The organism is Tenacibaculum maritimum NCIMB 2154 (assembly GCF_900119795.1).
GTDB classification, from domain to species: domain Bacteria; phylum Bacteroidota; class Bacteroidia; order Flavobacteriales; family Flavobacteriaceae; genus Polaribacter; species Polaribacter maritimus.
In genome coordinates this window covers 3,412,759-3,435,971 of record NZ_LT634361.1, presented here as the reverse complement: position 1 = coordinate 3,435,971, position 23,213 = coordinate 3,412,759, and the positions used below count along the sequence as shown (strand labels likewise).

Genomic DNA, 23,213 nt, shown 5'->3' with positions numbered 1-23,213 from the left:
CAAATAAAATGTTTGATAGTACGATTTCACAGTCCTTATCAATTCAATTTTGTACTTTAGTGAGCTTTATTTTTATAAATATATGGATATATCTTGGTTTTTAATTGTAAACCCTACAGCTGGTAATGGTAAATTTGATGAAAAATGGAAAAAAATACAAGCTCATTTAAAAAATCAAAAAATTTCATATTCTTTTGCTCTAACAGCACATTCTAAACATGAAGTAACCTTAGCACAACAAGCTATTAACAAAGGTTTTACTCATATTATTTCTGTTGGTGGTGATGGTACTTTACATCATGTAATAAATGGTATTATGACCCAAAGTTTTATACCTACCTCAAAAATAACAGTAGGGGTAATTCCTTTAGGAACTGGTAATGATTGGATTAAAACATATGGTATTCCTAAAGCTATAAACAATGCTGTCAAATTAATTAAAAAACAACGAACAATCTTACAAGATATAGGCTATTTAACTTTAGAAAATAAAACTACTTTTTTTAATAATGTTGCTGGATTGGGCTATGATGGTTATGTTGTTAACAAGTTAAATAAACTAAAACGATTTGGTGCTATTGCCTATTTGTTAAGTGGAATTACAGGTTTACTTTTTTATAAAAAAACTACTTTAAAAATTGAATTTGATAACCATGTCTTTCATACGAAGTGCTTAATGACTTTATTTGGAATTTGTAAGTATGCTGCAGGGGGAATGCGAATGACTGCTTACCAAAGTGCCTCTGATGGTTTATTGGATATTACAATAGCTAAAAACTTATCTTTATTTGATTTATTAATGCATCTTCCTAAATTATATAATGGAAAAATTGTAAACCATAAAAAAGTAAGTACTTACCGTACGAAACATATTATAGTAACCCCTATGGTAAAAAATAAGCGCTTTCCTTTTATTCAAGCTGATGGGGAATTGATAGGTAATGGAAAAGTAACTGTTTCTATTATAGAAAAGGCTTTAAATTTTGTTGTATAACTCTTCTTATCATACAAAAAAAGCAAGGAAAACCTTGCTCTTTTTTATTTATGATATATTGTAATTATTACTTCTTAATTATTTTTTGAATCACTATTTTATCTTCTTTTGTTTTTATTTTTAATAAATAAACTCCTTTAGATAAGTCTTTTAATAAGATCTTTTTTCCTTTTTGAATATCTAATTCTTCTCCTAACAAATTGATAATACTAATTGTTGATATTGCTTCTTTAGTAGCTATGTTAACATAGTTATTTGCTGGGTTCGGATATATATTAAATTTACTAGCTAAAACTTCATCATTTATTCCCGCCGTATCTTGTTTTTCTGGTACAAAAACTATTGCTGTTGGTTTATTATTAAATATAGGTCCTAATCTTGTTTTTAAATTGTCGCTATAAAAATCTTTTCGTCTGTATAAAACTGCCTTAGTACCAGTACTATTTTCCATACCTATAATGCTTCTTGAAAAAATACTCTGTCCTTTAGATTCTTTTAACTTACTCTTTTGATTATTTATTTGAATCTTAATTTTACCATTTTTATATAAAATTAACTGGAAAGTTATTTCTTCAAAACCTATTGGTAATAATGTATCTTCATCAAAATCAACTGCATTTTCCATTTCATACCAAGTAACAATGAATTTGTCTTCTAACGATTTATAATATACTTTACTTTTTGATTGAAATTCATAACCACTAAGACAAGCTGCTATAAAATTGTTAACAGCATCTCCTTCAGGAATATTGAAGTTACTATTATTATCGTAATTAATTGTTGCTGCATTACCAAAATGTAAAGACCCGTTATAATTTACGTAAACATCATCGTTATATTTTTCTTCATAAAAAGGAAACTCAAAATTTAACCTAGTTGGTATTTTAAAAGATTTACCTTCGTTATTCTGGCGGTTCCATTGAATGATTTCAGTATGGTTATTCGTAATTGGATCTATCCAATTATAAGTAGCTTTTCCTATTTTTGAATCTTCTGCTTCTTCTGTTGAATTAGCATAATAATATCCTCCAAAAGAAGTGGTTACATCACCTCCTCCATAATTAGGATTAGACATTGTTATTAATTTTAAGGAGGTTCCTTCACAATTTTGAGCATCTCCTTTTTCATTATACGGAATTATAGTTATAAAATATGTTGTATTGTACACTAAACTTCCTTCATTATTAACAAATTGATACTCTAATACATTTTCAACATCTTTGGTATAAACATCATTAGCTCCTGCTTGTGTTCCTACATGAATTTTATACCCCGTAGCATCAGCTACTCTTTTCCATTTAAAATAAGGATTAAAAGTTTCATTGGATACATCTTCTCTAGGAACTAATATTTTAGTACAAACAGTCCTTTCAGGTATAGGCTCCCAGTAAATATCATCTACACTAATGGTGTAATTGGTACGAGATGCATTCTTAAAAGCTATAAAATTACTAGCAATTCCATTAGGTAAATTTGTCAAATCAAAATTAATTACATATTCTTTAAATCTTCCTCTTTCCAAATTGTCTATTTCCCTTCCTACTTTTATAAAATCAGCCCCTTTGAATTCGTTTCCATTAAGTATTCCTACTTCTAAACTTCCTACATTTATGTCATCTCCTTTTGCCTTAAACCTAAGTCTATGCTTTCCTGAGTTTATGTTTGATAGTTTAGGACTAACTAAAAGTATGTTTGCTGTACTTTCTGAAGTATGATTTCCTAAAATAGCCCATTTTCTATCAGAAATAACTCTAACAGAAGCTCCATTTGAAATTCCTACTCCATCTAAAATTGAAGACCAACAGTTAGGCAATTCGCTTCCCATTGCATTTGTAAAATCCTCACTTAATGCATCATTCGCAACACAAGATGTTTTAAAAACATATTTTTTAGAATACTCACTTTCCCCTAAACCTCCTGCACACTTAGTTTTTACATAAAAAGCATATGTGGTATTGGCTTCTAAACCATTAATAATAACTTGATTTTCAACTATTTCACCTGTACTTATTTCTTCTCCATTCTCATTTTCTACCCTATAAATATAATTTTCTTTATTAGCTACTTCGCTCCAAGTAATGCCTGCTTGGGTATCATTAAATAAGTTAAGTTTTAAATTTTCAGGTGTATTGCATCTTTCTTTTTCTTTTATAAGAAATTCATCCACATATAAATCTGCCACATTACCTACATGTATTCCTACATAATACTCACCTGACTCATTTACTGTAAAAGTGTTTCTTTCTAAATTATAATTAGCATTGTTAATTCTTTTAGTAAAAATAGTATTGGTTAAAGCGCTCCCTATTTGCGCTTTACCATATTTTAAACTTATATCAATACTAGGCGTTCCTAAATAAGAGGTTCCTACTTTTGTCCAAAAAGAATATTCATAAGTTTTTCCTGCTTCTAAATGTAATGCTTTGGTTATCAACCACGAATTAGTTCTTAGGTGATCTTTACCAGTTGGAGCTTCATACAAGGCGCAAGCTTCACCTTCTTTTTGATCAAAGTTTAATCTTTCCCAATCAGGCTGCGACCAGACGTTATTTACTTCTTCACTTTCTTTTTTCCATCCATTAGGAGGAAAACTATCCCCTTCAAAACCTTCATTTACAATTATTTGCCCAAAAGAATTGTAAACAAATAGGATAAATAGAATCATAATTTTTTGTTCCATAATTTTATATAATATTGTTCAGGGCAAAAATAGCTATTTATATTTGATCTAAATAAATACAATTAACTAAAAATCAAAACTTTTTTAAGGTGCTTGTAGTTTTCAATAGAAAATGAAATTGTACTTACCATTGAAGCTTTCTTTTTCTTAAGAAGATAAAAAGGAAAATCATTTTTTATTACTATTATTCATCACTATTGTTATAGTACACTCAAAAAGTAATTTTAAAATTAAAAAGAGAAAGACTGTTATTAACATATTATATAATAACAATAAAAGATTTTTAAAATTAAAAAAAGAAATGATTGTTATTATAGGTTGTTAATAGCTACAATAAAAACTTGATTTCATTTTTGGTTTTATCAGTTATTAAAAACGCTTAACATTTAACGTTTTTTATAAGTTCTTAAATTTCAGTGTTTTTTGATAGTTATTAACAATACTTATAAACAACTATTCACATATAATTCTGCATAGTTAATTTTAAAATAGCTGTAAATAAGTAGCTCTTTTTATGTTGATAAATGTTCATTAAAAACTAAAAAAAAAAGTTGTGTATTTGATAAGGCTTCCTGTATTGTAATTTTATTTTAAAAAATCAAATATTCTTTTAAATATTTAGTAGTAGTTTTTAACATTTTTAAGTTTTTTGTTAACGTGTTATTTATTAGTTATTTATGTAGTATTCTTAAAAATTGATTGTTAATTACTGTTGATAACCGTTAATAACTGTATTTTTGTAGGCACAACTAAGTAAAAAACAACAAATTATGACAATTGCGATAGGAAATGACCATGCTGGTACAGCATATAAGTTTGAAATAATTGCTCTTTTGGAGGAGTTAGGGCATAAAGTAATTAATTTTGGAACAAATACTGATGATAGTATGGATTATCCAGATGCCATTCATCCTACGGCAGAAGCAGTAGAAACAGGCCAAGCGGAAATGGGCATTATTTTATGTGGTAGTGGTAATGGTGCCCAAATGACAGCAAATAAACATCAAGGAGTTAGGGCTGCCTTATGTTGGAATAATGAGTTAGTTACATTAACACGTCAGCATAATAATGCTAATATGTTAACGATTCCTGCTCGTTTTGTTTCTTTACAGCAAGCTTTAGGTTTTGTTGAACTTTTTTTAACAACAGATTTTGAAGGAGGTAGGCATGCCAATAGGGTTCATAAAATAGGAATGAATTGTTAATGGATTTTATTATAAAAAAATTTAGTGAATTAACCACTATAGAGTTGTATCAAATACTTCAGTTACGTTCTGAAGTATTTGTTGTAGAACAAGATTGTGTATATCAAGATATAGATGGAAAAGATGAGCAAGCATTACATGTTATAGGTATTAAAGAAGGTAAAATTATAGCCTATACACGTTTGTTTGATAGCGGTGCATATTTTAGTACTCCTAGTATTGGTAGAGTTGTCGTAAAAAAAACAGCACGAAAATATGGGTATGGTCATGATTTACTAAAAGCTTCAATAATAGCTATTCATAAGCATTATACTATTACTACTATTACTATTTCAGCACAGGTTTATTTACAAAATTTTTACGAATCTCATGGATTTTTAAAAGTAGGAAATGAGTATTTAGAAGATGGAATTCCACATATAAAAATGATTATGAATTAAAGGAGGGTTTCCAGTTCTTTTACAGCTCCTAATTTTAAGTTGTTTAATAAAATTTTTCCAACGCGAACTCGGATTAATCGAAGTGTAGGATATCCTGCAGCAGCAGTCATTTTACGAACTTGTCTGAATTTACCTTCTCTTATAGTAACTGATATCCAACTTGTTGGGCCATGTCTGTCATCCCTTATTTTTTGAGTTCTATTAGGAAAACCAGGAGGAGCTATTGAAATAACTTTACAAGGTTTAGTGATATATTTTTTGCCATCAAAACCTATTTCTACACCTTTTTGCAATTTTTCAATAGCTTTTTGTGTGATGATACCATCAACCTGTACATAGTATTCTTTTGCTACTTTTTTACTTCGTACTTGTTCACTTATTTTTCCATCTGTAGTTAATAAAAGCAATCCTTCAGAATTAAAATCCAAACGACCAATAGCCATTGTTCCTTCAGGAAAATCATATAGTTCTCCTAATAATCTTTTTTTTCGTTTGGTTTGATTATTGATGAATTGAGAAAGAAATCCATAAGGTTTGTGCATTATAAAATGACGGTGTTTCATAAATTGTTAATAGTTATAAAAAAAGATTATTACCAGTACTTATTCTCATATTTTTCACGAATACTTTTAAGTTTTAATAAAGAGCTAGGAGCTTCTTTATTGTGGATGAATGCTTTATAATTGTTATTAAAACGAACCAATTTACCATATTCAATAGCAGTATTAGTATTTTTATTTTTTAGTAATATAGAGCTCATTTTTTTTCAAAGCTACTAAAAATCAGTTTAAAAAATAGTTGCCAACTATTATATTAGTTTTTGTAACTTGTACCACCTTATTTTAACAAAGAAACATTAAAAAATTTATGTCAGCAGATAAAGAAAAGCAAGCTAAACTAAAGGCACTGCAACTTACTTTAGATAAATTAGATAAAGCTTACGGTAAAGGTACTGTAATGAAAATGGGAGATAAGCAGATAGAAGATGTAGATGCTATTTCTTCTGGATCTTTAGGGTTAGATTTGGCTTTAGGTGTTGGAGGATATCCTCGCGGAAGAATTATTGAAATTTATGGACCAGAATCATCGGGTAAAACAACATTAACAATACACGCAATTGCAGAAGCTCAAAAAGCTGGTGGTATTGCTGCTTTTGTGGATGCAGAACATGCGTTTGATCGTTTTTATGCAGAAAACTTGGGAGTAGATGTAGATAATTTGATTATATCTCAACCAGATCATGGAGAACAAGCTTTAGAAATTGCAGATAATTTAATTCGTTCAGGAGCCATTGATATTGTAGTAATTGATTCGGTAGCAGCACTAACTCCAAAGTCTGAAATAGAAGGAGAAATGGGAGATTCTAAAATGGGATTACATGCTCGTTTAATGTCTCAAGCATTGCGTAAATTAACAGCTACTATTAGTAAAACAAATTGTACCGTTATTTTTATTAATCAATTGCGTGAAAAAATTGGTGTGATGTTTGGAAATCCTGAAACAACTACTGGAGGTAATGCATTAAAGTTTTACGCATCAGTTAGGTTAGATATTCGTAGGAGAACACAAATTAAGGATGGTGATCGAGTAATAGGTAATAGTACAAAAGTAAAGGTGGTAAAAAATAAAGTAGCGCCACCATTTCAACAAGCGGAATTTGATATAATGTATGGTGAAGGAATTTCTAAAGTGGGTGAAGTTTTAGATATTGGTGTAGAATACGGAATTATAAAAAAGAGTGGTTCATGGTTTAGCTATGGAGATACAAAATTAGGGCAAGGTAGAGATTCTGTAAAAGGTTTGATTAGAGATAATCCAGAATTAGCAGAAGAACTAGAAAATAAAATAAAAGAAGCTATTGAAAATCAAGAATAAGTAATTAAATTAAAAGTTCTAACTATTACTCATTAACTGCTATAGATAATTGTTTCTATAGCAGTTTTTATTGTAAAAAGTCATTAAACTCCTGTGCTACCAAAGCCACCAGTTCCACGAGCTGTTTCATTCAAAACTTCTACTTGTTTCCAAGTGATGCGTTCATGTTTAGCAATAATTAATTGAGCAATACGCTCTCCGTCTTGTATGGTAAAATTATCATTAGATAAGTTTACTAAAATCACGCCTATTTCTCCCCTATAATCAGCATCAATAGTTCCTGGAGAATTTAATACTGTAATTCCTTTTTTAGCAGCTAATCCACTTCTTGGACGAACTTGTGCTTCAAAGCCAACAGGCAATGCTATGAATAAACCTGTTTTTATAATAGCTCTTTCTAAAGGCTTTAGAGTAATGGATTCCTCAATATTTGCGCGTAAATCCATTCCTGCAGAACCTTCAGTTTCATAAGCAGGTATTTGATGCTTTGATTTGTTAATGATTTGTACGTTCATTTTATCGTTTTAATAATTTTTGAATTATTGATTTTTCGTTATAAATAATCCATCCTAACAGAATAAAAATAAAAAAGACAGATAGGGTATAAACACCTCTAAAATAGCTAAAAGATAAGTATGATAATAAAGTACTTATAAGTAAATAGCTTGTTATTTTTTTGAGGTTATAAGGAACAGGATAATATTTTTTTCCTATAAAATAAGAAATTAACATCATAGATCCGTATGCCATTAATGTTGCCCAAGCAGCAGCTATATATCCAATTTTAGGAATCATTATTAAATTAAAACTAATAGTAATAGCGGCTCCAATTATTGAAAAATACATACCATATTTTGTTTTATCAGTTAACTTGTACCAAACGGATAAATTATTATAAATGCCTAAAAATAAATTAGCTAATAATATAATAGGTACAATTTGTAAAGCTTCAAAATATTCATCACTTTGTAAAAGAATTTTAGCAAAAAAATCTATAAAAGAAACAATTACAAGCATAAATAAAGCACCAAAAAAGGTAAACCAAGATAAAATAGTGCTATAGTTTTCTTTAGCATTTTTTTTATCAGCTTGATTGAAAAAGAAAGGTTCAGCTCCTAATTTAAAAGCCATGATATATAAAGACATAAACACTCCTAATTTATAACAAGCAGCATATACTCCCATTTGTTTTTCGCCAACAATATCTTTTAAAATTAATTTATCTAAATTTTCATTAGTAACAAAAGCTAAGCTGCCTACCATGATGGGCAAGCTATAGGCTAACATTTTTTTTAATAGTTTAAAATCAAATGTAATTTTGAATTTAAATAATGTAGGTAATAATAAGATGAATGTGATAGCGCTAGCTATGAGTCCGGCTACAAAAATATGAATGACTTTGGGTTGACTTTCAGTATAATGAATTAAATTTAGAGGTAAATAAATTTTATTTTTTAAAGCATACGGAATGAACCATAAAAAGAAAATATTTAGGCATGCAAAAATAAGGATATTGATTATTTTATAAATGGTAAACTGAACAGGTTTATGAAGTACTCTCAAATAAGCAAAAGGGATAACTACAAGAGTATCTAAAGTTAATGTAATAATTAGTATTTGAAAGAATAAGATATTTTTAAACCCAAAGAAATTAGCAATGTTTTTGCTAAATAACATGGTTCCTATTAAAAATAGTATAGAGGTTGTAAATAAACTAATAAATGAGGTGGAGATAATTTTTCCTTTTTCTTTTTCTTTTGAAAAAAAACGAAAAAAGGCAGTCTCCATACCATAAGTTAATAAGGCATTAAAATAAGCAGCATATACATAGTAAGTAGTGTTTACAGCAAACTTATCAGCACTTAGGCTATAAGTATGTAAACGTACTAAAAGAATGTTAATAGCTCTTGGTAAAACGGCTGCTATTCCGTAAATGATGGTGTCTTTAAAAAAACGTTTTAATGAGCTCAATAGAGTAATTTTAAGTAGAGCAAATATAATAATTAACAGATGGTTTAGGCGTTCATTCTAAGATTTCTTAATTTCGCCCTATAAAACCAAACAAAATGAATAATCAAGTAAAAATAGCAGTGTTAGGAGGAGGAAGTTGGGCAACCGCTATTGTCAAAATGTTATCAGAAAATATAGCAACAGTTGGTTGGTATATGCGAAGTATATATGCTATAGAACACATTAAACGTAATAAACATAATCCTAATTATTTAAGTTCTGCGGAGTTACACCCTGAGCAGTTAGATTTATCAGATGATATTAATAGTATTGTGGAGAATTATGAAGTACTAATATTTGCAATTCCATCTGCTTTTTTAAAAGCAGAATTAGAAAAATTAACCATTTCATTAAAGGATAAAATTATTTTTTCAGCTATTAAAGGAATCGTTCCTGAAACAGGTCTTATTGTTGGAGAGCATTTTCATGAAATTCATAAAGTTCCTTTTAAAAATATAGGAGTTATTACTGGGCCTTGCCATGCAGAAGAGGTTGCTATGGAACGTTTATCGTATTTAACACTAGCTTGTCAAGATGAACGAAAAGCAGAAGATTTGAGTAAATATATTTCAGGACGCTATATAAAAACAAAAATATCAGATGACATTATAGGTACAGAGTATGCTGCAATGTTAAAAAATATTTACGCTATAGCCGCAGGAATTGCTCATGGTTTAGGATATGGTGATAATTTTCAAGCGGTACTTATGAGCAATGGAATTAGAGAAATGAAGCGCTTCATTAAAAAAATTCATAAAATGAAGCGAAATATTAATAATTCAGCTTATTTAGGTGATTTATTAGTAACAGGATATTCTATTTTTAGTAGAAATAGAATGTTTGGAAACATGATAGGTAAAGGATATACCGTTAAGTCAGCAATGCTTGAAATGAGTATGGTTGCAGAAGGATATTATGCTAGCAAAAGTGCTTATGAAATTAAAGAAGAAAATGGAGCAAAAACGCCTATTATAGATGCCGTTTACCATATTTTATATGGTAAGAAAGAGGCAAAAGAGGAGTTTTTAAAACTTACAAATAAATTAAATTAGTATATGGTAATCACAATCGAACTTGTGTATGCAAGTTCGATTGATTTTGTAATGCGTTTTTATACTGTTAGGTTTTCTGTAAATAAACCTTCATTTAAAGCATTTAAGGCTTCCATTTTATCAGTTGTTTTAACAAGCAATGATGTATTGTAATTACTTCCGCCATAAGAAATCATTCTTACAGGAATATTTTTAAGACAGTCAAATACTTTAGCACTCAAACCTTCAGTATTTTGAGAAAAGTTTCCAGCAACGCAAATAATACTCAATGAGCTATCTATTTCTACTTTTCCATAAGTTTCTAATGCTGCTCTAATTTCTGTAAGATAAGAGGTATCGTCTATTGTTAAAGATACAGCAACTTCTGAAGTAGTAATCATATCTATAGGAGTCTTATATTTCTCAAATATTTCAAAAACCTTTTTAAGAAACCCATAAGCAAGTAACATTCTATAAGATTTTATTTTAATAGCCACAATTCCATCTTTTGCTGCAATTGCTGTAATTCCATTGGTAGCTGCTTTATTTTTAATAATGGTTCCTTTTTGAAGAGGATTAAATGTGTTTTTTAATAGAACAGGAATGTTTTTTTCTTTGGCAGGGATTAAACTTTGCGGATGTAAAATTTTTGCGCCAAAATAAGCAAGTTCAGCAGCTTCATCAAAAGAGATTTCATCAATAGAAAAAGTATTTTCTACATAACGAGGATCGTTATTATGCATTCCATTGATGTCCGTCCAAATTTGAATTTCTTCTGCTTCAATAGCGGCACCAATTAGAGAAGCTGTATAATCACTTCCACCGCGTTGTAGGTTAGCTATTGCTCCATTTGTATCTTTACAAATATATCCTTGGGTAAGAAAGATGTTTTGGTTGGGACTTTGAGCAAGAATGGGTTTTATATTTTTACTAATAGTGCTAATTTCAGGTTCATTATTAGCGTTGATGCTCATAAAATTTAAAGCAGAAATTAGCGTAGCATTTATTTGTTGCTCTTCTAAGTAAATATGTATAAGATGGGTAGATAAAATTTCACCCTGCGCAACAATCATTTTTTCAGCATCATTATAATTAGTAGCTATATTTTGTAATGTAGTGAATATAGATTGACTACATAATTGTGCTTTTGATATGTATTTTTCAACCGAAAATAGTCCTTTAATTAAACTATCATACTGCTTTTGTAAATTATGAATTTTAAGTAAAGCCTCTTCTTTTTTATTTTGAAGAATTAATTGACTAATTTCTAATAAAGAATTTGTAGTACCCGAAACGGCAGATAATACTACAATTTTTGGCTGAGAAGGATGGTATTCTGTGATGATACGAACTACTTCTTTTATACTTTTAGATGTACCTACGGAGGTTCCTCCAAATTTTAAAACAATCATTTAATTATTAATTTTAAAACAAAAGAACAGCCTATTTTTAATTCGACCAATTTTATAAAATAATTATACGGTTTTAAGTGGGAGAGTTAAATATCAAACAAAAAAGAAGCGAAAGGTGAGTTTTAAAGTTTTTACTTTGTTAAGGAACAAACCCCTTCAAAAATCGTCCAAAACTCAGTAAAGTAAACCCACGAACAATCGCTTCTATAAAAATAATATATACTTTCCTTCTTTTCAGATAGGAATCGTTTACGAGATGCAAATATACATTAAAAATTATTTTTTTTATTAATTTTTTGCTAAATAAAAAATTAATTTATTTTAAGTTGTTAGTTTTTATTTGATATTTTTGTTTTTTATTACATCATGTTTGAAATTAAACATAAATGAAAACAATACAAGAAGCAGTAGAGATAACCATTAGGAAAACGCCATTTATAGAGGAGGCTTTACATGAAAAATTAATAAACGTATCATCATTAGCACGTGTAATTTTACCAGAAGTTTCTTTATTATTAAAAAAAGAAGTGAAAATAGGAGCTGTAATGATGGCTATTAATAGACTATCACCAGCAAATGAATTGAGAATTCGTAAAAATATAAAGAAACTTGCTTTGGATTTAGGTGATGTAATAGTACGATCAGATTTATGTGATTTTACTTTTAAAAATACCACATCTCTATTAAAAGAGATTGCAAAAATTTTGAGTAAATCTGCTGATAGCAACGACTATTTCTTAACAGTTTCTCAAGGTATCTTTGAAACTAATATTGTTACGAGTAAAAATTTACAACCTTATGTGCAAGAAATTTTTAAGAAAGAGGTATTGATTAATAGTGTTGTAAATTTAGCATCCATTACCATAAAGTTACCAAAAGAAAATTTGGAGCAATCGGGTATTTATTATTTTATACTAAAACAACTAGCTTGGGCGAATATACCAGTGCAAGAAGTAATATCTACTACAAATGAAATGACAATTGTAGTAAAAGATAAAGATGTAAATGAAACATTTTCCATTTTAATGGATATGAAATTGAATTAATAATTATGGCTAAAAAAGATCCTTATGCAGCATTAAGATTTAAAGAATTTAATATTTTTTTATTGGTTCGATTTTTACTTGTTTTTGGTTGGTCTATGCAATTTATAATCATAGAATGGCAGGTTTATACAATAACTAAAGATCCTCTATCATTAGGTATTATTGGTTTGATGGAGGTTATTCCGGCAGTAGCTATGGCTTTGTTTGCAGGGCATATTGTTGATCAACGAGAAAAAAGGAATTTATTAGCAATATGTACTGCTGCTTTTTCATTAATTAGTTTGGGATTATTTTTCCTTACTTTGCCAAATACAGTTAACTATTGGGAGAAGAGTACTATCTTATATTGTATATATGTATTGGTTTTTTTTGGTGGGTTTTTACGATCTTTCTTTGGTCCAACAATTTTTTCATTAATAGCTTTAATTGTTCCTAAGAAAATATACCCAAACGCAGCTACTTGGAGTAGCTCTACTTGGCAAATAGCATCCGTTTTAGGACCTGCCTTTGCTGGTTTTTCAATTCATTGGATAGGTGTTCATTGGTCTTTATGTATTGTTTTTTCGCTGGTACTTTTATCATTATTATTTGTTTTTGGAATATCTAAAAAACCTATCTTAAACCCTAAGATAGGTGAGCCAGTAATGCAAAGCTTAAAAGAGGGAGTGCAGTTTGTATATAAAACAAAAGCAGTTTTAGTAGCCTTAACTTTGGATATGATTTCTGTATTATTTGGTGGAGCAGTAGCTTTATTGCCTGTTTTTGCACAAGATATTTTAAAAGTAGGACCTGAAGGCTTTGGTGCATTGAGGGCGGCACCAGCTATAGGGGCTTTTTTAACAATGTTGATTACTGCTTATGTGCCTATTAGTAAAAAAGCTGGATTAAAATTGTTAACGGCTATTTTTGGGTTTGGACTTTGTATTATTGTTTTTGGGCTTTCTACTGTTTTTTGGATATCGTTAATGGCGTTATTTTTTAGTGGTGTTACTGATGGAATTTCAATGGTAATAAGGCAAACTATTTTACAATTAAAAACACCAGATCATATGAGAGGGCGCGTTGCTTCTGTAAATTCAATGTTTGTAGGATCTTCTAATGAATTAGGAGCTTTTGAAAGTGGTTTAACAGCCAAATTAATGGGAACAGCTACTGCTGTTGTTTTTGGTGGAACAATGACTTTGATTACAGTGGTAACAACAGGCATTATTTCTCCTTCATTTAGGAAATTAGATTTAACAAAGGATATTGAAGAACACGAAAAAGAGTAACAATTATGGTACTTCTTTTAAGCCTGTAATTACTCTAGCATTTTCACTATTTGCTAAATCTCCATTTGAATCATAAAAGTGAACGGTTTTCATTACCCAAGTAACAAGGTATTTTTTATTTGCATTTTTTTCATTTTCCAAATCAATTTCAACGCTATCTTCTACATTAAAGAAGGAAAGTTTTCTTCTTTCTTCACTAAAGAAAATAAATGTTTTTAACATTTCATCTATTCCTATATAGGTAGCAGTAACTTGATTTTCTTTTTCTTGAGTGTATGAATTCGCGGTAAGTAAAAGGGCAAGTACCAACAGTATAAACGAAAAACTATTTTTTTTATTCATTTAGGGGAAATAAAATATTAATTATAAAATTTGTTAAGGGGTTTTTGACAAAATCTATATCTAAAAATACAAAAATATTATTTTCTAATTGAACTCATTTACTTTTTTGAAATTTAAGTAAAGATTAGTAAATTTTACTGCTGCTAAAAAAGTTTAAATCACTTCAGCAGTATTTTTTATTGAATTTAAAATACTTATGCAAATTCAGTAAATGAAATAGCTGAATTTAATTTTTCATCTAATTCTTTTTGATGTTTTAAAGTAACTTCATCAGACCAGTTAAAACTCTTTTTAAACTCTTTTAAAATCATGATTTTATATATATCTACACTTGGCTTGTCAAAAAATAAACGTCCTGTACGACGCATAAAAAAGTCAACAGGAGTACATACCATTTCATGGTTTATAGTAAAGTTTAACTCTGCTTTTAGTAATTTTTCTTCTTGGTTATCTCCAGGTATTTCTAAAAACTTATCTAAAATAACATCTGTTTGTTTTCCGTAATTATATACCAAATATTCGGCATCCTTTTTAGTAAATCCGTGGTGTTTTATATTTTTATAAATTAAATCAATATAAATTTTTACAGCTTTATAATTTTGAAAAGGTCCCCCTGATAGAATGATATCCTCTGTTTGTATTGGATCAAATTCTTTGTTAAAACGGCGTTTGTATTTTTTAGTAATTACGTCAATAATACGCTCTGCCATTTTACGATACCCTGTTAATTTACCTCCAGCGATAGAAATTAATTCAGTGTCTGATACAAATAGTTCATCTTTACGAGATAGTTCAGAAGCAGATTTTCCTTCTTCGTGAATTAAAGGACGTAAACCAGCCCACGAAGACTCAATATCCTCTAAAGATAATTGAACATCTGGAAACATATTGTTTACGGCAGAAATTAAATAAGTAGCATCTACTAAGTCTGTTACTACATTATTTTTATCGAGTTGATAATTCGTATCAGTAGTTCCAAAATAAGTTACTTTTCCACGAGGAATAGCAAACATCATTCTTCCATCAGGAATGTCAAAATATACGGATTGTTTTACAGGTAATTTTTTATGAGCAACTACTAAATGAACTCCTTTTGTTAAGTGCAAACGCTTTCCTATTTTAGAATTATTTAGCTGTCGTAATTCATCTACCCAAGGGCCAGCAGCATTTACTACATACTTCGCTTTTATATCAAAAGATTCATTGGTAATTGTATCTAAAGCTTTTGCTCCAATTACTCTATTCTCTTTATAAAGAAATTCTGTAGCTTCTACATAGTTCAATGCTTTTGCTTCATAGTTTAATGCTGTTTTTAACACTTCAATGGTTAAGCGAGCATCATCTGTTCTGTATTCAGCATAATACCCAGCTCCATTTAAAATATTTTTTGGAAGCAAGGGCTCTTTTTCTAAACTCTCTTTTTTAGTAAGCATTTTGCGTTTGTCATCGCCTTCTACAGAAGCTAGTACATCATATACTTTTAAACCAATAGAAGTTAGCCAAGAACCATAGGTTCCTCCTTCAATTAAAGGTAAAATCATCTTTTCAGGAATAACCAAATGTGGAGCTAGCTTATGCACAATAGCACGTTCTGTTCCTACTTCTTTAACCAGCCAAAAATCAAATTGTTTTAAATAACGTAAACCTCCATGAATTAACTTAGTAGATTTACTACTAGTACCAGAAGCAAAATCATTTTTTTCAATTAAAGCGACTTTCATTCCGCGGGAAGCAGCATCCAAAGCAATTCCTGCACCAGTAATTCCACCACCAATAATTAATACATCAAATTCTGTAGATTGTAAATCTTTAGAAATATTAGTTCTGTTAAAAAAAGAAAAAGGCATATATTATTTTTTATATAATAACAACAAAAATAAGCATAAAGGTTTATTTTTTTTAACCAGATACATAAAATTATTTACGATTTGTAATTCTTAGTTTGTTGGTGAGTAATAAATATACTGTATAATTTTTATTTAAGCATGCAATGGTTGCTCGTTATTATTGCACCATTGAGTTTTAATCATGCCCTTTTTATCAGGTGGAGAGGAGTCGAAACCTTTGTTTTATGTTTAAACTTTGTACAAGTTTTTTTAGAGGTGTTAAAAATCTTGTACAGGAAATGGATGTAAAATTTTGTACAAGTTTTTTTAGAGGCGTTAAAAATCTTGTACAGGAAATGGATGTAAAATTTTGTACAAGTTTTTTTAGGGGTGTTAAAAATCTTGTACAGGAAATGGATGTAAAACTTTGTACAAGTTTTTTTAGGAGTGTTAAAAATCTTGTACAGGAAATGGAAATCTTCCATACTTTCTTATAGAGTGAATTAAACTCCAAATAACACTTTTTTATTTGACCAATATTTAGCATAATATCCATATTAGATTTATTTTCTTTTACAATTTTAGACCATTGAATAAGGATTAAAAACGGATTTGCTTTATATGATTCATTAATTTGGTTGTGTTTCGTGAATCTTAATTTTTTGTACTCAATATATTTAATTGAATGCTTCAATTAAACAAAATTTAAAAGCGTAACTATTGGGTATATACACTTGTTTTTATAATAAAAAGAGCTTTAGGTAGGAAGGTGGAGCATATTGTACTATATAGTTGGTAGTAGTGCTGTTAAAAAAAGTAAATAAACCAAAAAAGAAGCTTTTAAAAGCTTCTTTTTTGGTTTATTTTAGCGTAATAATTACTTGTGTTTTTATTCGCTTTTATATTTTATATCTGCCCAATTTTTGTCTCCTTTTTGTTGTAGTTTTTTTGTATCTTCTTCTTGCCAAGTTTTTAATTTATCAGACAACCAAGAGCTGTAAAATAAATAAAGTTTACCATCTCTTATTTCATAAGCTTCAGGATCAACATACATTTTAATTTTTTTTTCAGCAACAGCATAAGCGCAATACCCTCCATATTGAGGTATATAAGCTTCAGGATCTTTTATAAATAATGCTAAGTTTTTAGCAGATGAAAATTTAAACTTAGTACCGTTATGCACTGTTTGATACTCATTTTTTCCTTCACTAGGCTTTTTACTAACGAAATAAGAAACAACATCAAAGCCATCAGCAGCAAATCCATTTTTAGTATAATAATCATATTGTTGTGCAAAAAATGTAGTAGAAATGCTAAAAAAAATGAAGGTAATAAAATTTCTCATGATAAAAATTTAATAAAATTAAGAAGCGCAAAAGTACAGAAAGATAAAATATAAAAAAAGATACTTGATTTTTAACAAGTTATAATTAAGTTAAAAATGGATAAAAGTCTTATTTCCTAATAATAAGGAGGTTCAACTTTTTCAAGTAACTAAGAAATTCTTGTTTTTGAAAGCTCTTTTTATATTGTTTCTTTTAGAGCGGCATCGTACAATTAAAGATACATTATAAATTGGTTACAACTTTTAAGCTTTGTTTAGATTGAAAAAGTTGTAACCAATTCAATTAATAAAAACATATGGCTTAACTCTTGATGTTTTTTAGTTACTTTTGCGTTTAACTAAACTCTTATTGTGAATTACTTATCTGTAGAAAACATTTCAAAATCGTATGGTGAAAAAATCTTGTTTCAAGATATTTCATTTGGAATAAATAAAGACCAAAAAATAGCTTTTGTAGCAAAAAATGGAAGTGGTAAAACATCTATTTTAAACATAATAGCAGGTGTTGATCAAACAGATACAGGGCAAGTAATTAGTAGAAAGGGAATTACAATTTCTTATTTATCTCAGGATAATAATTTAGAGGAAAACTTAACAATAGAGGAAACTATATTTTCTACTGAAAATACCATTTTACCAATCATAGCTGAATATGAAAAGGCAATACAAAATCCGAATGATGAAGATGCTTATCAAAAAGCATTTGATTTGATGGATCAGCACAATGCTTGGGACTTTGAAACACAGTACAAACAAATTCTATCGAAATTAAAGCTAAATAACTTAAACCAAAAAGTAGCAACGCTTTCTGGAGGGCAGAAAAAAAGATTGTCATTGGCTATATTACTTATTAATAAACCAGATTTGCTAATCTTAGATGAGCCAACGAACCATTTAGATTTGGAAATGATTGAATGGTTGGAAGCTTTTTTTGCTCAAGAAAAAATTACATTGTTTATGGTAACACATGATCGCTATTTCTTAGAGAGAGTGTGTAATGAAATCATAGAGCTAGATAATGGTAAACTATATAAATACAAAGGAAATTATTCATATTATCTTCAAAATAAAGAAGAACGATTAGCTTTAGAAGCAACCAATTTAAGTAAAGCTAAAAGCTTATTTAAAAAAGAATTGGAGTGGATGCGTAGGCAACCAAAAGCACGTACTACAAAATCAAAATCAAGAACGGATGATTTTTATAAAATAAAGGAAAAGGCACATCAAAGAAGGAGTACGCATGAAGTACAACTAGAAATTAACATGGAGCGTTTAGGGAGCAAAATTATAGAGCTTCATACTATAAAAAAGAACTTTGGAGAAAAAGTTATTTTAAATGGATTTGAATATGTTTTTAAAAGAGGAGAACGCATAGGTATTATAGGAAAAAATGGTACAGGAAAATCGTCTTTTTTAAATTTAATAACCGGTAAAGAACCCGTAGATGGTGGTAAAATTGTAGTGGGAGAAACCGTAAAATTCGGATATTATACGCAAAAAGGAATTGTTATTAAGGAGGGGCAGAAGGTTATAGAGGTTATTAAAGAGTTTGGAGAGTATATTCCGTTAACAAAAGGACGAAAAATATCAGCAAGCCAATTGTTAGAGCGATTTTTATTTGATAGAAAAAAACAATATGATCTTGTTGAAAAATTAAGTGGAGGGGAGCAAAAACGCTTGTATTTATGTGCTGTATTAATTCAAAACCCTAATTTTTTAATTCTGGATGAGCCTACAAATGATTTAGATGTAGTAACTTTAAATGTATTGGAAAACTTTTTATTAGATTATCCAGGAAATTTAATGGTGGTATCTCATGATCGTTATTTTATGGATAAAATTGTCGATTCTTTATTCGTATTCAGAGGGAATGGCGTTGTTGAAAACTTTCCTGGTAATTATTCTGATTTTAGAACTTATGAAGATTCTAAGCCTAAAGAATCAAGTATAGAAAAAAAATCAACGGATACTCGTATTAAAGAGTCTAAAAAAGGAAAGCTAAGCTTTCAGGAAAATCGTGAATTTGGAAAGTTAGAAAAAGACATAGAAAAACTACAAAAAAAGAAAGAAGCTATAGAAAACCAGTTTGCAAATGGAGAGATTGAGGCTGATAAAATTAACGAGAAGTCTATTGAGTTGCAAGAAATAATAAGCAACTTAGAAGAAAAAGAAGAACGTTGGTTTGAGCTTTCTATGAAGCTAGAAGGAGCCTAAGTATAGGGGCTAACTACTTGAAAGTTTACATGGTTATACACTTGCTAGGGCAAGCTAAAAAATAATAACATTTGAAATTATCGAAATAAAAAACCCACTCAAAAGAATTGAGTGGGAAAATTGCTATGAAAAAGAAAAAGTATCTTCGGATATCTCCGAAGTACTACCCAAATATATGAAATAATAAATATAAAAACCTATTTTTCGCTATTTAAAAAAGAAAGTTTTAGAAAACGATAAGTACGTGTGTAAAAAGATATCTTTTATGAAAAAGAAAAAGAGTAAGAAAATAAGAAGTATAAAAAAACCCACTCAAAAGAATTGAGCGGGAAAATTGCTATGAAAAAGAAAAAGTATCTTCGGATATCTCCGAAGTACTATCCAAATATATGAAATAATAAATATAAAAACCTATTTTTCGCTATTTAAAAAAGAAAGTTTTAGAAAACGATAAGTACGTGTGTAAAAAGATATCTTTTATGAAAAAGAAAAAGAGTAAGAAAATAAGAAGTATAAAAAAACCCACTCAAAAGAATTGAGCGGGAAAATTGCTATGAAAAAGAAAAAGTGTATTCGGATATCTCCGAATAACTGGTTCAAAGATATAAAAAAATAGGTATAAAAAATATTTTTTATACCTATTTTAAAATATAATTTAAAAAATTACTTTAAATAATTGATTTACAGTGTTTTTTTTATTGAAGCGATTTAAACTTTTTGTTTTGAAGCGAAAATTTAGGGCTTTTTGCCCTAATGAAATCTTTTTTGAGTAAGCTAGTCTTAGTTACATTGTGAGAAAAAGCAAAAATTAGAGTGAGATAAGACCAATTTGCAGGCATCAGAAAAAGTTTAAACCACTTCATTGATATGATATTGGAGAGGGTACTCTAAATTAGAAGCTTATATTGAATTTAGGATTGTGATATCTATATCTTAAGTAAAGGATATACTAAAGTTTTATGTTTATAAAGAAGGTTGTTGAAAACAGGCAATAATAATACAAAAGCACTTACATTGATCTAAATAAAATAGTGGATAGTATCTAAAAATTATACTCTTACAATATCCGTTTCATGAATAAGAGGTTTATTATAAAAACGCAGTAGTAACTGAGCAATAGCTACTGTATCTCGTTCGCAATAACTAACAATACGCGCTATATTTTTCTCCTTATAATATACATCAGCTACCTCACTACCATCAATATCTTGTTTTGGAGAAGGAATCTTTAATATAGAGGTTAGTAGTTTTAAAGAAGTATAATGTTTATAATCTCCAAACTTCCATAATTCTAAAGTATCTAAATGAGGCACTTCCCAAGGTTTTTTCCCAAATAAATTTAGTTTTTCAGGCAATTTAATTTGATGAATTACCATTCTACGAGCAATATATGGAAAATCGAATTCTTTACCATTATGAGCGCATAATAAGTGTTTTTGTTTATTAAAGTGAGTTTCTAATAATTTTTTGAAATTTTGCAATAATTCAACCTCATTTTTATGGCTAAAAGAAGTAACTCGGAGTTGCTGGATGCCATTTTTTGTGATAAAATAGCCCACAGAAATACAAATAATCTTTCCGAATTCAGCCCATATGCCCGCTTTATGGTAAAAAGCCTCAGCTGTAACTTCATCTTTACGTTGGTATGCTGTTTTTAAAGCAAAAAGCTCTTGTTTTTCTTTTGATAAATGAGCAAAAAATTCTACTTCAGGTACGGTTTCTATATCAAGAAACAAGATGTTTTCTAAATCAATTTTATTCAGCATTTTTTTCTTTTAAAAGTAAGTAACCATTCGCATCACTAATAGTAAAGCCAATATTATTTTTATCAAAGGTAACATTCGTAAAAATAATTTTAAGGTCCAATTCATCAAATGACTTTTCAATAGTTAAATCAGCCACATTTTTAAGAGTTACATTGGTAGGTTTTTCAAGTAAAATACGAGTCATATCTTTTAAAGAAATATATTTTATCGTATGCTGTTTTACAAGAGAAATAACGATGGCATTTTTTTCGCTATCCAATGTAAAAGTAACCCCTTGTAGTTTTTCTTCTTTTTTATAGGGAGTAAATATAAACTCTTTAAAGTAGTCATACCCTTTGCTATGAAATACATGATTATGGGATTCTAAATGGAAAAATAGGTGTTTATTTTTTTCTGGTGTTTGTTCCGTTTTAATGCCTAAAGAATCCGTAATTTTATCTTGTAAAGTCCAGTAATTTGTAGTGTTAAATGCTTTAACGGGGTCATAGCCTAAAATAGGAGTAATTTGTGATAATTCGTGCTTATTAGTTAGGTATTTAATAATGGATTGAAACTGATGGTTTTCTTTATAACTAATGCTATTATTTTTTTCTTTTATGACAGCATATATTCTTTTAAACTCACTGACTTGACTTTTAGTTGAAAAAGAAAAAGCTCCCCAAACTCCAAAAGAGCTGAGTACAATAATAGTAGTCAAGGAAAAAAGAAGCCAAGTAGTTTTTTGCTGTTTGCTAAACAACAGGTACAATACCACTCCTAAAATCCATACAGAAAGTAGGAGTACAAAATAGCGTTTTTCAGTAACTCCATAGGCATTAATTCGCTTAAATATAGCCGTAAATAGCAAAATAAGTAATGGTAGTAATGATATATAAAACCAAGGATGGAATTGCTTTATAATTTTTGATGAGGTAATTTTTTGAATAGGGTTAATTAAGATTTGTATAAGAAAACCTAATAAAGATACCCCAATAACGAGGTAAGAAATCCACCCTTTAGGCAAGTTCCAATGAATGATAATTTTTAAACTATAAGCGTATAATATAGTAAGATATAAAATAGCCAATGGAATTAGAATATATTGTACCAATACTTTTGAAGCTTTGGAATAGCGCATTGTTTTTTCTGAAGCTATTTTTTTAGGAATATCAAATAAAAAAATCCAAGTATTGATAATGCCTATACAAAGAACAAAAATTTGTAGATAAAGCCGATCATTCCAATGAATATTAAATAAATGTTTTGTAGCAAGTAAGGCAATGATAATTCCTGAAAATATAATGCCTGTAAAAAGCAAACTTTTGCAGATACATTTAGTAATGTTTTTTAAATAATTAAAAAAAGCAAGTTGCTTCCATTTTAGTAAAAAGGGAGCTGCTAAAACAAGCAAATGCCCCGCAATAAAATATAGTATAAACCGATACCAAGAAATAAGATCAATTTTTTTATCTCCAGATAAATGATAATAAAATAAGCAAAGAAACCCGATAGGGAATATAAAGAGCCACTTTTTACTATAATGAAACTGCTCTTGGAAAAAATGAGTAGCTATTAACCAACTAACGCCTAAAACAAATGTTAACAGTAGTTTATAGTACAATAAATGATGGTGTATCACATCAACTTCAATGATATATACAATAAAAAGTGAACTAATAATACACCAAGTTAACGCAAGAGGAAACCGTTTAAACGTGTCTTTTATTTTTCCAAAAGAAAAAAATAATTTCATAGAGTTTCAATTTGTATAAAGGTA

The 23,213-nt window shown here is 29.0% G+C and carries 19 protein-coding genes and 2 pseudogenes; 10 read left to right on the top strand and 11 right to left on the bottom strand.

Translation table 11 applies throughout. The features are described 5' to 3' along the window. Nucleotides 1-82 precede the first annotated feature (82 nt). On the top strand, nucleotides 83-994 hold the full coding sequence (locus tag MARIT_RS15355) for a diacylglycerol/lipid kinase family protein (protein ID WP_100211973.1): 912 nt from the start codon (nucleotides 83-85) through the stop codon (nucleotides 992-994). Between the two features lie 67 nt (nucleotides 995-1,061). Here the strand turns inward: MARIT_RS15355 and MARIT_RS15350 are convergent, their stop codons facing one another. Then, the gene (locus tag MARIT_RS15350) at nucleotides 1,062-3,674 is read right to left on the bottom strand and encodes a T9SS-dependent choice-of-anchor J family protein (protein WP_100211972.1); all 2,613 of its coding nucleotides are present in this window, start codon (nucleotides 3,672-3,674) and stop codon (nucleotides 1,062-1,064) included. A gap of 770 nt (nucleotides 3,675-4,444) precedes the next feature. On the opposite strand from MARIT_RS15350, the gene rpiB reads away from it, so the two are divergent. Continuing rightward, a complete protein-coding gene (gene rpiB / locus MARIT_RS15345) occupies nucleotides 4,445-4,879 on the top strand; it encodes a ribose 5-phosphate isomerase B (RefSeq protein ID WP_024741741.1) in 435 nt (144 codons plus the stop codon). Further along, entirely contained in the window at nucleotides 4,879-5,319 is a 441-nt protein-coding gene (locus MARIT_RS15340) for a GNAT family N-acetyltransferase (protein ID WP_024741740.1), read from the top strand. The genes rpiB and MARIT_RS15340 overlap by 1 nt, the downstream gene beginning before the upstream one ends. Here the strand turns inward: MARIT_RS15340 and MARIT_RS15335 are convergent. Further along, the gene (locus tag MARIT_RS15335) at nucleotides 5,316-5,882 is read right to left on the bottom strand and encodes a pseudouridine synthase (RefSeq protein WP_024741739.1); all 567 of its coding nucleotides are present in this window, start codon (nucleotides 5,880-5,882) and stop codon (nucleotides 5,316-5,318) included. The genes MARIT_RS15340 and MARIT_RS15335 overlap by 4 nt on opposite strands. Nucleotides 5,883-5,911: 29 nt before the next feature. Beyond that, nucleotides 5,912-6,079, bottom strand: a complete 168-nt coding sequence (locus MARIT_RS15585) for a hypothetical protein (RefSeq protein ID WP_157926304.1) — start codon at nucleotides 6,077-6,079, stop codon at nucleotides 5,912-5,914. A 107-nt stretch (nucleotides 6,080-6,186) separates the two neighbouring features. Here MARIT_RS15585 and recA point away from each other — a divergent pair, with 107 nt between their 5' ends. Further along, complete coding sequence (gene recA / locus MARIT_RS15330) at nucleotides 6,187-7,194, top strand: recombinase RecA (RefSeq protein WP_024741738.1); 1,008 nt, start codon at nucleotides 6,187-6,189, stop codon at nucleotides 7,192-7,194. A gap of 83 nt (nucleotides 7,195-7,277) precedes the next feature. Here recA and dut read toward each other — a convergent pair whose 3' ends face one another. After that, nucleotides 7,278-7,709, bottom strand: a complete 432-nt coding sequence (gene dut / locus MARIT_RS15325) for a dUTP diphosphatase (RefSeq protein WP_024741737.1) — start codon at nucleotides 7,707-7,709, stop codon at nucleotides 7,278-7,280. A gap of 1 nt (nucleotide 7,710) precedes the next feature. Beyond that, a complete protein-coding gene (locus MARIT_RS15320; protein WP_100211971.1) occupies nucleotides 7,711-9,165 on the bottom strand; it encodes a lipopolysaccharide biosynthesis protein in 1,455 nt (484 codons plus the stop codon). A 95-nt stretch (nucleotides 9,166-9,260) separates the two neighbouring features. Here MARIT_RS15320 and MARIT_RS15315 point away from each other — a divergent pair, with 95 nt between their 5' ends. After that, nucleotides 9,261-10,256 carry an NAD(P)H-dependent glycerol-3-phosphate dehydrogenase gene (locus tag MARIT_RS15315; RefSeq protein WP_100211970.1) on the top strand — a complete coding sequence of 332 codons (996 nt, stop codon included), beginning with the start codon at nucleotides 9,261-9,263 and terminating at the stop codon, nucleotides 10,254-10,256. Nucleotides 10,257-10,315: 59 nt separating this feature from the next. On the opposite strand, the gene MARIT_RS15310 is transcribed toward MARIT_RS15315, so the two are convergent. Continuing rightward, nucleotides 10,316-11,647 (bottom strand): aspartate kinase, encoded by a 1,332-nt coding sequence (locus MARIT_RS15310; RefSeq protein ID WP_100211969.1) that lies wholly within the window; start codon nucleotides 11,645-11,647, stop codon nucleotides 10,316-10,318. A 386-nt stretch (nucleotides 11,648-12,033) separates the two neighbouring features. Between MARIT_RS15310 and MARIT_RS15305 the strand changes: the two genes are divergently transcribed. Then, nucleotides 12,034-12,693, top strand: a complete 660-nt coding sequence (locus tag MARIT_RS15305; protein ID WP_024741733.1) for a hypothetical protein — start codon at nucleotides 12,034-12,036, stop codon at nucleotides 12,691-12,693. A gap of 5 nt (nucleotides 12,694-12,698) precedes the next feature. Further along, nucleotides 12,699-13,964 (top strand): MFS transporter, encoded by a 1,266-nt coding sequence (locus MARIT_RS15300; RefSeq protein ID WP_024741732.1) that lies wholly within the window; start codon nucleotides 12,699-12,701, stop codon nucleotides 13,962-13,964. 3 nt (nucleotides 13,965-13,967) lie between these two features. Here MARIT_RS15300 and MARIT_RS15295 read toward each other — a convergent pair whose 3' ends face one another. From MARIT_RS15295 to MARIT_RS15280, 3 genes are all read right to left on the bottom strand, one after another. Continuing rightward, nucleotides 13,968-14,306, bottom strand: a complete 339-nt coding sequence (locus MARIT_RS15295; protein ID WP_024741731.1) for a hypothetical protein — start codon at nucleotides 14,304-14,306, stop codon at nucleotides 13,968-13,970. A gap of 194 nt (nucleotides 14,307-14,500) precedes the next feature. Beyond that, complete coding sequence (locus MARIT_RS15290; RefSeq protein WP_100211968.1) at nucleotides 14,501-16,153, bottom strand: glycerol-3-phosphate dehydrogenase/oxidase; 1,653 nt, start codon at nucleotides 16,151-16,153, stop codon at nucleotides 14,501-14,503. 868 nt (nucleotides 16,154-17,021) lie between these two features. Continuing rightward, on the bottom strand, nucleotides 17,022-17,477 hold the full coding sequence (locus MARIT_RS15280) for a YHS domain-containing (seleno)protein (protein WP_024741726.1): 456 nt from the start codon (nucleotides 17,475-17,477) through the stop codon (nucleotides 17,022-17,024). Between the two features lie 351 nt (nucleotides 17,478-17,828). On the opposite strand from MARIT_RS15280, the pseudogene MARIT_RS16255 reads away from it, so the two are divergent. From MARIT_RS16255 to MARIT_RS16245, 3 genes and pseudogenes are all read left to right on the top strand, one after another. Beyond that, nucleotides 17,829-18,707: pseudogene (locus MARIT_RS16255) on the top strand (ABC-F family ATP-binding cassette domain-containing protein); the annotation flags it as partial. Nucleotides 18,708-18,740: 33 nt separating this feature from the next. Then, nucleotides 18,741-19,205, top strand: a pseudogene (locus MARIT_RS16250) (ATP-binding cassette domain-containing protein); the annotation flags it as partial. Nucleotides 19,206-19,280: 75 nt separating this feature from the next. Further along, the gene (locus MARIT_RS16245; RefSeq protein WP_422802051.1) at nucleotides 19,281-19,691 is read left to right on the top strand and encodes an ATP-binding cassette domain-containing protein; all 411 of its coding nucleotides are present in this window, start codon (nucleotides 19,281-19,283) and stop codon (nucleotides 19,689-19,691) included. 1,049 nt (nucleotides 19,692-20,740) lie between these two features. On the opposite strand, the gene MARIT_RS15270 is transcribed toward MARIT_RS16245, so the two are convergent. Further along, the gene (locus MARIT_RS15270) at nucleotides 20,741-21,457 is read right to left on the bottom strand and encodes a 3'-5' exonuclease (protein ID WP_024742461.1); all 717 of its coding nucleotides are present in this window, start codon (nucleotides 21,455-21,457) and stop codon (nucleotides 20,741-20,743) included. Then, nucleotides 21,447-23,189, bottom strand: coding sequence for a DUF4153 domain-containing protein (locus tag MARIT_RS15265; RefSeq protein ID WP_100211966.1), 1,743 nt, complete (start codon nucleotides 23,187-23,189; stop codon nucleotides 21,447-21,449). Before MARIT_RS15265 ends, MARIT_RS15270 begins: the two co-directional genes overlap by 11 nt. Nucleotides 23,190-23,213: the final 24 nt, after the last annotated feature.